Genomic DNA, 11,486 nt, shown 5'->3' on the forward strand with positions numbered 1-11,486 from the left:
ATAATAAAGTAATGAAAGAAAAAAACATATATATTAAGTTACTCCCTCTTATGCTGGCATTCTTTGCCATGGGATTTGTTGATTTAGTCGGAATTGCTACCAACTATGTTAAGGCAGACTTTTCGCTATCCGAAACAGAAGCAAATATATTTCCGTCTATGGTCTTCTTTTGGTTTCTGATATTCTCAGTTCCAACTGGCATGCTTATGAATAAGATAGGGAGACGCAAAACGGTTATTATCAGTTTAGCAGTAACATCGTTGGCTCTATTATTACCTTTTGTGAGCTACTCTTATGCCACTATGCTTGTTTCGTTCTCATTGTTGGGAATTGGTAATACATTGATGCAGGTTTCGCTAAATCCATTATTGTCCAATATAGTCACTGGCGATAAACTGGCAAGTACACTTACCTTTGGTCAGTTTGTAAAGGCGATAGCATCTTTTCTTGCTCCTATTATTGCAGCATGGGCAGCAGCATCGTTAGGCGATTGGAAGTTTTTATTTCCTATCTTTATGGTAGTAGCCATCTTAGCGACTTTACTGTTGAGTATGACATCCATATCGGAAACCGATGAAGAGGGCGAAAGTTCTACTTTTGCTCAATGTTTTGCTTTGTTAGGTAACAAGGTTATACTCTTATCTTTTATTGGGATTATGTGCCATGTAGGAATAGATGTAGGTACTAACGTTACGGCTCCTAAAATATTAATGGCGCGTTTGGGAATGACTCTCGATGCAGCTGGTTATGCGACTAGTGTTTATTTCCTTTTCCGTACTATTGGTTGCTTTACAGGAGCTATTGTATTGGCTCGTTTTTCTGCGAAGAAATTCTTTATGATGAGCGTTGCTTTAATGGTTCTTGCGATTATCGGATTATTTATGTTTCATAACCTTACAATGATCTATATTTGTATAGCACTTATAGGTTTGGGAAATTCGAACATATTCCCTATAATTCTTTCTCAGGCACTTTTGTATATGCCTGATAAGAAGAATGAAGTTTCGGGACTTATGATTATGGGACTTTTCGGAGGAACAGTTTTCCCTCTATTGATGGGTTTAATGACAGATTTACTATCTTCTCAAACAGGAGCCTTATTAATATTGGCTATTGGTATACTTTATTTGGTTTTGATGTCATTCAAGCTGAAAGAAAAAGCGTTATAAATAATACTTTACGATATATAATAAATTAGACATGAAAAATATAGTAGTAGGATTGGGAGAAATCCTTTGGGATGTATTTCCCGAAAGAAAAGTTCTGGGTGGTGCACCTGCCAACTTTGCTTACCATGCTTCTCAATTTGGGTTCAATGGTTATGCTGTAAGCGCAATTGGTGACGACTTGTTAGGTAAGGAAATTCTTACGAGCCTCGAAGAGAAAGGCTTGAATTATTTGTTGGAAAAAACTGACTATCCGACAGGAACTGTTCAAGTAACTTTAAATAAAGCAGGCGTTCCTCAATATGAAATCTGTGAGAATGTAGCTTGGGATAATATCCCTTTCACTGCACGAACCGAAAATCTGGCAAAGAATACTCAAACAGTATGTTTTGGTTCTTTGGCTCAGCGAAACAGTGTATCTCGAGAGACTATCCGTAAGTTTATTACTGCTATGCCCGAAGACAGTTTGAAGATATTCGATATTAATCTGCGTCTCAATTTCTATTCAAAAGAGATTATACACGAATCTTTAGAGATGTCGAATATGATGAAAATAAATGATGAGGAAGTTCTCAAGGTAGCCAATCTGTATGGCTGGAAAGGAGATGAGCAAGAAATCTGCGGCAGACTTCTGGAAGATTACAAATTAGATATACTTGTATTGACAAAAGGTACTGATGGTAGTTTTGTATTTACTCCCCGTCAAACATCTTATCAGCCTACACCAAAAGTGCATGTGGCTGATACCGTAGGCGCAGGCGATTCTTTTACAGCTGCATTTGTTGCCGCTTATCTGCATGGTGAGCGTATTGAAGATGCTCATCAATTGGCAGTTGAAGTTTCAGCTTATGTTTGTTTGCAACATGGTGCCATGCCTAAACTAGCCGATTCTTATTTGGAGTTATTCCGAAAATAACCTTCCTATATATTTAAAAGCACTATAACCGCTGTTGGGTTATAGTGCTTTTTCTTACTTTTGTTCTTCTACCAGAGATACTCCGACCATGAAAAATATAGTAAGTAGTATTAAATATTTATTGTTACATCTTAAAACTATAACTACCTCAGGCTATTTTTTTACCAAAGTAATAAAAAGGTCTGAGACCTTATTAGTTATTTGTATTTTGCTTTCGATTATCCAAACTGCATGCCGATTAGATAAGAAGTCGCAATATGTGGTTGGTGTTTCGCAATGTAGTGACGACTTATGGAGGGAAACTGTTAATGGAGAGATTTTGAGGGAAGCTTCTTTCTTTCAGAACATGCAAGTTCAAATAAAAACGGTAAAAGATGATACCCAGCAACAAATAAAAGATATTGAATCTTTTATTGATGCAGGTGTAGATCTTCTCGTTGTTTCTCCTAATGAGTCCACAGCAATTACTCCCATTATACAGAAAGCTTATAGGTCGGGTATTCCCGTTATTCTTTTAGACCGAAAAATAGATACTGATGATTATACCGCTTATGTAGGTGCTGATAATTATCAGCTTGCCTATGAGCTTGGTTTATATGTTTCCGATGTCTTGAAAGAAAAAGGAAATGTAGTAGTAATGAGAGGATGGAAAGGATCAACAGCAGATGCTGAACGATACAAAGGCTTTATGGATGCTATCGGAAAATATCCTAGTATAAAGATTATAGCTGAAAAACGGGGTGACTTCTTGAAAAATGTAGCAGAACAGCAAATGGAAGAAGTCTTTAAAAACCATGAGTCGATTGACCTGGTTTTTGCGATGAATGATCCTATGGCATTAGGTGTACACAATGCAGCTATGAAATATAGTGGGAAGTCTCCATTTATTGTTGGTATAGACGCACTCTCTGGTGAGGGTGGAGGTATTGAAAGTATTCAAAAGGGGTTGATAGATGCTTCCTTTATTTATCCCACAGGAGGAGATAAGGTCATTGATATTGCCAACCGTATTTTAAACAAAGAATCTTTTGATAAAGAGAATATTCTTTATACAGCAGTTGTAGACAAGAGTAATGTACGTGTGCTACAATTGCAGACTAATCAGATATTCGAGCATCAATTCAAGTTCGATAAAATGAATAGGCTTTTAGATAAGAGTCTGCTCCAATACTCTAATCAACGTACTCTTTTTTATATTTCACTGATTGCTTTATGTCTGATTACGTTACTATTATTTCTAGCCTATAAGGCTTACAAAGCTAAAAGCAGAGCTAATACTCAATTGGAAAAACAAAATGAGGAAATAAAACGTCAGGCAGAAATTCTTACAGAACAAAAAGAACAACTAATATCTCTATCCAAGCAATTGGAAGAGGCTACCCATGCTAAATTGGTTTTCTTTACCAATATTTCTCATGAATTTAAGACACCCTTGTCTCTTATTTTAGGTCCTGTGGAAGCATTACTTGCTACTGATAAATTGACTACAGATCAAAGGGAACTACTCACATTGGTGAAACGTAATAGTAATCGTTTGTTACATCTTATTTCTGAGATAATAGAATTCAGAAGTTACGAGAATGGAAAAATGAAGACTAATTTTAGCCATAATGATTTGAGTATTTTCCTAAATGACTTAACACCACTTTTTTATGATTCTATAAAGAGAAAGCAAATTCAACTGTTAGTTGAGGCAGATGATTCTGACTTTTTGATGTGGTTTGATAAAGAAAAAGTTGAGAAGATATATTTCAATTTGTTATCAAATGCTCTCAAACATTCCAATGCAGGAGGTAGAATAGTTATAACCTTAAGAAAAGAGATTATATCAGATGTTGAATATGCAAAGCTTTCGGTATTTAATAGTGGCTCCTTTATTGCTCAGGAAGAATTGCATAATATATTCGATCGTTTCTATAAACTAGATTCTCGTGATGGTAGTACTGGAATAGGACTAGCTTTGACAAGTACTTTAGTTGATATTCATAGAGGTAAAATATACGTTGAGAGTAAAGATGGTGAGGGCACTACTTTTTATGTGTTACTACCTTTTTCTCAGGAGCATGATTATTCGGACAATAATCAAATCTCGTATGAAAAGGGCTATACCGAAGCTCGATTAGAGTTAGACTCGATGGTTGTAGATGAGGAAGTTTTACCCGAAAACAATTCAAAAGAAGATAAACCACTAGTACTTATTATCGAAGATAATGCAGATATGCGTAGTTTTATGTATCATATTCTCAATCAGGAGTACACCGTAATAGAAGCTGAAGATGGAGCTGAAGGGCTTAAAAAAGCAAAGAAGTATATTCCCGACCTCATTATAAGCGATGTAATGATGCCCGAAAAAGATGGCTTTGAGGTCTGTCATTATTTAAAAGAAAATATTTCTACTAGCCATATACCTGTAATTCTGCTAACCGCTTGCTCGTTGGATGAGCAGAAAGTCATAGGTTTTGAAAGTGGTGCAGATGCTTATATACCCAAACCCTTTAATGCTAATTTGCTAAATATACGGGTCAGGAAGTTGATTGAAAACAGGCAGAAAATGAAAGAAGCTTTTGGAAACAGTCTAATAAATGACTCAAAGAAAACGTCCTTGGCTGAAAGCGAGCAAAACTTCATTGATAGTTTTAGAGATTATGTAGAATCTCATATTTCTGATTCGGAACTGAATTTGGATGATGTAGCTAAAAGTATCGGGTTATCTAAATCTCAATTATATAGAAAAATAAAGTCTTTGACGAATTATTCGCCCAATGAGTTAATTCGTATTATTCGTTTAAAATATGCCAAACATTTGTTGAACTCAAAAGATAAAACGATCTCAGAAGTGGCTTACGAAGCAGGATTTTCATCCCCTTCTTATTTTACTAAATGTTTTAAAGAGTTTTATAACGAAAGCCCCACTAGCTATATTGAGAGAATCAGCAAATAGTGCAATATTTGACTGATGCAGTATTTCTGTATATTTATATCGATTATATGGTAGGGCCGAAAAATAATTAAAACTTCAGAAAAGCACAAAAAGTAGATTGTTATTCAATCTACTTTTCAATAGGTCATTCATCCTTTTTGGATTTTTTTTATGTGAATATATGAAAATAAACTTACTTGCTTTATGTTGGATTCATTACAAAATACCAGCTCTCACTCTACTTAAGGTTTCGGGGCTCATCAAAAGATAGGATGCAATATGGGCTATTGATGCACGTCTAGCTATGGTTGGGTTTTCTTGGCAAAAGCGTTCGTAACGTTCTCGTGAGCTTTCAAATCTCCAAGAATCGGCTTTCCTTTGGGAAACAACTAACTTATATTCTATAATACGTCTATATAGTTTATTAATATCGGAGTATTCATCACATAGAGTTTCCCATTTTGCATAATCTAGAAGATAAACTACCGATGGCTCTATCGCTTCAACCAATAAGCTAGTAGGTTCTTTCAGAATTAAGCTTTCTATACAAGTAGCAACATAGCCTTCAGGTGAGAAATGTTCTGTAATATCTCGTCCATCCTTATAATAAAATTGGCGGATCATCCCTTTTTCAACAATATATAGAAAATGGCAAGTTTGGTCTCTATCTAAGATTATTTCTTCTTTCTGATATTCTTTTCTTTCCATTATTGATGCGAGTTTCTCAACTGATTCATCAGAAAAAACTACATCGTATTTATCTAATATTTTTTTTATTATTTCCATTATTACAAGTCGTATAATCAGTCTCAAAAGTAATAATTTTTCACTGTGCTGATCGAAATTGACGCAGGTCATTTTTGGGTCACTTGTTTACATTTATTTTTGCATCAGATGAAAACTAAATATACTAAAAAAAATAAATGGATATGAATATGAAAATTGAACATTTAGCAATTTGGGTAGATGATATTGAACTTCTTCGTCAATTCTATCTAAAATATTTCGAAGTTACTTGTGGAGAAAAATATATTAACACAATGAGAAACTACACTGCTTACTTCTTGTCGTTTGGCGAAAGTAAGACTCGAATTGAGTTAATGCATATTCCTGATATGCCAGACAGTCCTGAACGTAGAGGTTTTATGAAAGGCTTAGCTCATTTTGCTATTTCGGTTGGTGGTAAAGATGTGGTAAACGCTCTTACCGAACGCTTGAGAGGTGATGGATATGTGATTGCAAGCGAACCGAGAACAACAGGAGACGGCTATTATGAAAGTGTGGTATTAGACCCGGAAGGAAATTACGTAGAAATAGCAGAATAAATTATGAAAGAAATAAAGAATATAGTTTTTGATTTTGGCGGTGTTCTCTTGGATTGGAATCCAAGATATTTTTATAAGAACATTTTTAAAGAAGAGTCTGAATTAAATTTCTTTTTAAATGAGGTTTGCAATCATGAATGGAACGAAAAACAAGATGCAGGAAGATCTTTTAAAGATGGTATTTCAGAATTAATTATCAAGCATCCGCAATATAAAAGGGAAATAGAATTGTTCTATACACATTGGATTGATATGGTTGGCGGAGAAATAGAAGAAAACACTGCTTTAATCAGTGAATTGAAATCAGAATATTTGCTATTTGGATTAACAAATTGGTCTGCAGAAACATTTCCACTTGTCTATGAAAGATACTCTTTCTTTAAAGAATTGGATGCTATCATTGTTTCAGGTGAAGAAAACGTAATTAAACCTAATCCCGAAATATACAGGCGATTACTTTCTAGATGTGAAATAGATTCACAACACTCTCTTTTTATAGATGATAATAAAATAAATATTGAGGCAGCACAAAATCTAGGTTTTCACACTATTCATTTTCAACAAGGCGTGAGTCTAAGGGACGAAATGAAGAAAAAAGGAATAGATTTAATGTAGCTTAAAGTGACATTAATTTGAAAGATGAATTAAAAAATTATAGTTTTACAATATGTATGATTTTTATCATACATATTGTAAAACTTCTAGGCATTTTGTGAAAGGGGATAGAACCCACTTCGCTCGATAATAGAGCCTTGTAGTTAATTGTATTCTTCATCAAGAATCTATAAAATCATAAATAATAATCACAAAATGGAAAATAAAACATCTACACTTCGTCTTATATACCCTCAATGGCAAGGAGGTATAGTTGCTCATTGGATGCCTGATCTGGCTCCCGATGATTCGTCTCGTGGTTATTATTTAGGTGCACAATTATTAAATTTTTTAGCTCCTGTAGGTGATCAACATACTGAAGAAGTTCCAGTTTCATTAGATATAAATGACAGGGAAACAGAAAACGGAATCAGTTCTTACAGAGTTATTTTGAAGCAAACACAAGCGGCTCTGAAAATTGTTGAGAAGAATAATCCGGATAGGATCGTAACACTCGGTGGGGATTGTGCAGTGAGCGTTGTGCCATTTTCTTATCTGGCAGCGAAATATGCTGATGATATTGCTATTATTTGGATAGATGCACATCCTGATGTAACCTTGCCGTATGACGATTATAAGGGCTATCATGCTATGGCATTAACTGCTTGTCTAGGGATGGGAGATGAGAATATTTTGAATGCTCTACCAGGAAAAGTGGACGCTTCCAAAGCATTAATTGTTGGGCTCCGTTCTTGGGATGAAGGTATGCAGGAAAGGCAAAACAAATTAGGTATAAAAGGTTTATCTCCATCGGATGTGGCAGAAAATAGTACTCTGATAATGGACTGGCTAAAAGATAGAAACGTCTCGAAAGTTGTTATTCATTTTGATATGGATGTACTGGATCCTGCGGAGATAATAGCGGCAGTAGGTACTGATCCCAATGGGATGAGAATTGACGAAGTTGTGCGGGTAATTAATGATATAGCTTCTGAATATGATGTTGTAGGTCTTACCATAGCTGAACCGATGCCACGAGTAGCGATTAAAATTAAGAATATGCTGAATCGGTTGCCATTGCTTAGTTAGTAAACAAGATGCATATTATAATCTTAAAGAAATAAACGAAACTATTTATACAGCAAAGAACATAAAAGCTTATCACAATCCGTGATAAGCTTTTATGTTTTAAAGATGCTAACTTTTTTCAACTAGGCTTTTATGTATTTCTCAAAAGCTTTGATAATGTGGTTTATCAGATCTTTCTTTTGATATTAAAAAAGGCAGAAAAGAACCTCTACAAATATTTGTTAATGAATATATATTAGTCTGATCTCTAATTATAGAAGGTCTATAGGTCAATTCTGATCATTTCCATTTTTTATTTAATGAATTATATGCTATAAAACATTTTTTATTTATTTATTGGATTGTGTCTATTAACTATCTGTTTTGCAGTGTATTGTTCGGCTGTTTTCTAAGTGAAATGTTTTTTTGTTTTGCTAAGTTTAAATTTTCCAAAATATTCTTCTATCGCTCAGTCTGAGTATTAATCAAGGATGAAGATTTAGAGTATTTCAGATTTGACTTAATGTCATCATATTTTATATTTTAATATTTATTTTGCTTATTGAACAATAAATAATGTTTACATGTTATCAATAACACGAATATCAAAAAGGTAACATTATGAAATCTGTAATTCTTATATTCTTATATTTTATAATTACTGTAACAGCATTAGGGCAAACTGCTAAAGGTAAGATAACGAACTCTATTGGCAAGCCTATCGAAGGAGTTCAGATTTTTAATGCACGAACGAATGAGCACACTCATAGCAATGAATTCGGAGTGTTTACCTTAGATAAAACAAATCAAAATGATATTCTATCAATTGGAGGATTAGGATACAAAACCCTCGAAATAAAAGCAAACTTATCGGAGACAGAAACTGTGGTTCTGGATGAAGATGTTCTTCGTTTAGAAGAAGTGGTTATACATCCCAAACTTGCAGGATTAAATTTCATAACAGCTATCGATCTCAAAGTAATTCAGGTAAACTCTTCGCAAGAATTATTACGAAAAGTTCCCGGATTATTTATTGGACAACATGCTGGAGGAGGTAAAGCAGAACAGCTATTCTTACGTGGTTTCGATCTCGATCATGGAACGGATATAGCTATATCTGTAGATGGGATGCCCGTTAATATGGTATCTCATGCGCATGGACAAGGTTATGCAGACCTACATTTTTTAATACCTGAAACTGTAGATAAAATAGATTTCGGAAAAGGGCCTTATTATGCAGATAAAGGAGATTTTGCAACAGCCGGTTATGTTGCTTTTAAAACGAAAGAAAAACTCGACAAAAGTAGTGTAGGTGTAGAACTCGGTATGTTTAATACCAAACGGATTATTGGTATGTTTAATATCCTAGACCAGGATAAAGCTAATCAAGATGCTTATATTGCAACTGAATATCTGCTAACTGATGGTCCTTTTGATGCCCCTCAAAACTTCAAAAGAATAAATCTTTTCGGAAAATATACTTCGCGATTCAACGATAATAGCAAGTTTTCTTTAACCGTATCTCACTTCACCAGTAAATGGGATGCTTCGGGTCAAATACCCCTACGTCTTGTTAATGACGGTACTATTTCGTGGTTTGGAGCGGTAGACGATACTGAAGGAGGAAACACTTCGCGTACAAATGTAAATGCGGCTTATTTTAGAGCAATTGATGACAATACTTACTTCAAAGCGAATACATTTTATAGCAAATATAAATTTGAATTATACTCTAATTTTACTTTCTTTCTGGAAGATCCTATAAATGGAGATCAGATCAGACAAAAAGAAAACCGAGACATTTTTGGACTTAATACAGAATGGGGTAAGACTCTCGATCTGGGAGACGTAAAAACATCTATACAAGGGGGCGTTGGTTTTCGAGCTGATGCCACTAAGGGCTCAGAACTATCAAGAACCAAAGAGCGCTACATTACTCTTTCTAATGTAATGCTTGGCGACATAGATCAATCGAATATATTTGCCTATGCAAATGCTCAGTTTGAATTAGGAAAATTGACGATAGCACCTGCCCTTCGGATAGATCAATTCCAATTCAATTATCAAGACAGATTGGATACTGTTTATAAAAACAAAGGCGTTCAGAAAACATTAGTATCTCCTAAGTTAAATTTCATATACAGTGAAAGCGATAACCTACAATTTTATCTTAAATCGGGACTAGGATTTCATTCTAACGATACCCGTGTAGTTGTGGCTGATAAGGATAAAAAAACGGTTCCCCGAGTTTTCGGATCCGATTTGGGAAGTATCTGGAAACCTCTTCCACGTCTAATAGTCAATAGTGCATTCTGGTATTTGTATTCAGAACAGGAGTTTGTGTATGTTGGTGATGCCGGAATTATAGAACCTAGTGGAAAAAGCCGAAGAATGGGTGCTGATCTCGGAATACGGTATCAATTGAACAACTGGTTATTTTTTGACGTGGATGCCAATTATGCCTTTGCTCGTAGTATTGACGAACCCAAGGGAGAAAATTATATACCACTAGCTCCCGATTTTACAAGTACAGCAGGATTGGGTTTAAACAATTGGAATGGTTTTTCGGGAAGTTTAAGGTTCCGTTTCATGAATAATCGTCCTGCAAACGAAGATAAATCAATAATGGCAGATGGTTTTGCCATCTTTGATGTCAATCTCAATTATCAGTATAAAGGGTTACTTGTTGGAATGAGTATAGAAAATCTGTTTGATACAAAATGGAAAGAAACTCAATTTGCAACAGAATCGAGATTACAGAATGAAACCACAAGTGTAGAGGAAATACATTTTACACCCGGTACTCCTTTCTTTTTGAGAACACGTATTGCATATAGTTTTTAATACAACTGATACACAAATCAAAGCTAATATCTAGATAAAGAATAGCAATTTAGCATACTGTATATAAAATATTGCCGTATTCCATTTTTCAACAATGAAAAGAATACGGCAATATTTATATTCTATCAAAAGAATAACCTTCAGTAATAGTTAAGCCTTTATCTAATTTTCCGGAAGTGATATCGTAGATATAGACTGCAGGGGATTGACTCTTTGGATTTACTCCAATATAAGCTTTTTTACCCAGTACAATTGATCTTTAAGAGAAAGTCCCCTCATTATAAGTTAAGTCCAATATTGTCAGTTTATCCGTATTTAAATCCAGAACAGCGTAAAAATACAAAAGAAATACACTCAGATAAAAAATGCCTTCCTTCGAAAATGGGGAGATTTTTTACTTGTAATGTTCTTTAGCTCTATTCCAAGAAAGCTTTAAACTATATTTTTTGGCAAGTCTTCTGACTTACTTCCTCTTTAAACGTCCTTCCCATTCTTTATAGAACAGTGGCTTGAGTATTGTTTAAAGATTTTGTCGAAGCTTACAGCAACGGGTCTGTTCAAGATTTACACCTGATTTCCTTTTAATTATTAATCCGAAGATGTGGATGTATAACACCAAAACTGACGCAAGGGTATAAGATATATTTATACTA

General features: G+C 34.6%; 8 protein-coding genes and 1 riboswitch. Of the genes, 7 read left to right on the forward strand and 1 reads right to left on the reverse strand.

Going from position 1 to position 11,486, the window contains the following annotated elements; genetic code table 11:
• Positions 1 to 11: 11 nt before the first annotated feature.
• The 3 genes from IR022_RS03430 (at position 12) to IR022_RS03440 (ending at position 5,023) form a co-directional block, all read left to right on the forward strand.
• Positions 12 to 1,169, forward strand: coding sequence for an MFS transporter (locus tag IR022_RS03430; RefSeq protein WP_194202593.1), 1,158 nt, complete (start codon positions 12 to 14; stop codon positions 1,167 to 1,169).
• A gap of 31 nt (positions 1,170 to 1,200) precedes the next feature.
• Positions 1,201 to 2,082, forward strand: coding sequence for a carbohydrate kinase family protein (locus IR022_RS03435; protein WP_050711578.1), 882 nt, complete (start codon positions 1,201 to 1,203; stop codon positions 2,080 to 2,082).
• Positions 2,083 to 2,170: 88 nt separating this feature from the next.
• Entirely contained in the window at positions 2,171 to 5,023 is a 2,853-nt protein-coding gene (locus IR022_RS03440; protein ID WP_194202594.1) for a substrate-binding domain-containing protein, read from the forward strand.
• Positions 5,024 to 5,218: 195 nt separating this feature from the next.
• Here IR022_RS03440 and IR022_RS03445 read toward each other — a convergent pair whose 3' ends face one another.
• The gene (locus tag IR022_RS03445) at positions 5,219 to 5,788 is read right to left on the reverse strand and encodes a Crp/Fnr family transcriptional regulator (RefSeq protein WP_194202595.1); all 570 of its coding nucleotides are present in this window, start codon (positions 5,786 to 5,788) and stop codon (positions 5,219 to 5,221) included.
• A gap of 149 nt (positions 5,789 to 5,937) precedes the next feature.
• On the opposite strand from IR022_RS03445, the gene IR022_RS03450 reads away from it, so the two are divergent.
• The 4 genes from IR022_RS03450 (at position 5,938) to IR022_RS03465 (ending at position 10,833) form a co-directional block, all read left to right on the forward strand.
• The gene (locus IR022_RS03450) at positions 5,938 to 6,327 is read left to right on the forward strand and encodes a VOC family protein (protein ID WP_050711585.1); all 390 of its coding nucleotides are present in this window, start codon (positions 5,938 to 5,940) and stop codon (positions 6,325 to 6,327) included.
• A 3-nt stretch (positions 6,328 to 6,330) separates the two neighbouring features.
• Entirely contained in the window at positions 6,331 to 6,942 is a 612-nt protein-coding gene (locus IR022_RS03455) for an HAD family hydrolase (RefSeq protein WP_050711579.1), read from the forward strand.
• Between the two features lie 195 nt (positions 6,943 to 7,137).
• The gene (locus IR022_RS03460; protein WP_194202596.1) at positions 7,138 to 8,010 is read left to right on the forward strand and encodes an arginase family protein; all 873 of its coding nucleotides are present in this window, start codon (positions 7,138 to 7,140) and stop codon (positions 8,008 to 8,010) included.
• A gap of 600 nt (positions 8,011 to 8,610) precedes the next feature.
• Entirely contained in the window at positions 8,611 to 10,833 is a 2,223-nt protein-coding gene (locus tag IR022_RS03465; protein ID WP_194202597.1) for a TonB-dependent receptor, read from the forward strand.
• 430 nt (positions 10,834 to 11,263) lie between these two features.
• A riboswitch (cobalamin riboswitch) is annotated at positions 11,264 to 11,468 on the reverse strand.
• Positions 11,469 to 11,486: the final 18 nt, after the last annotated feature.

The sequence above is a fragment of the Dysgonomonas sp. GY617 genome, assembly GCF_015233815.1.
Classification (GTDB): domain Bacteria; phylum Bacteroidota; class Bacteroidia; order Bacteroidales; family Dysgonomonadaceae; genus Dysgonomonas_A.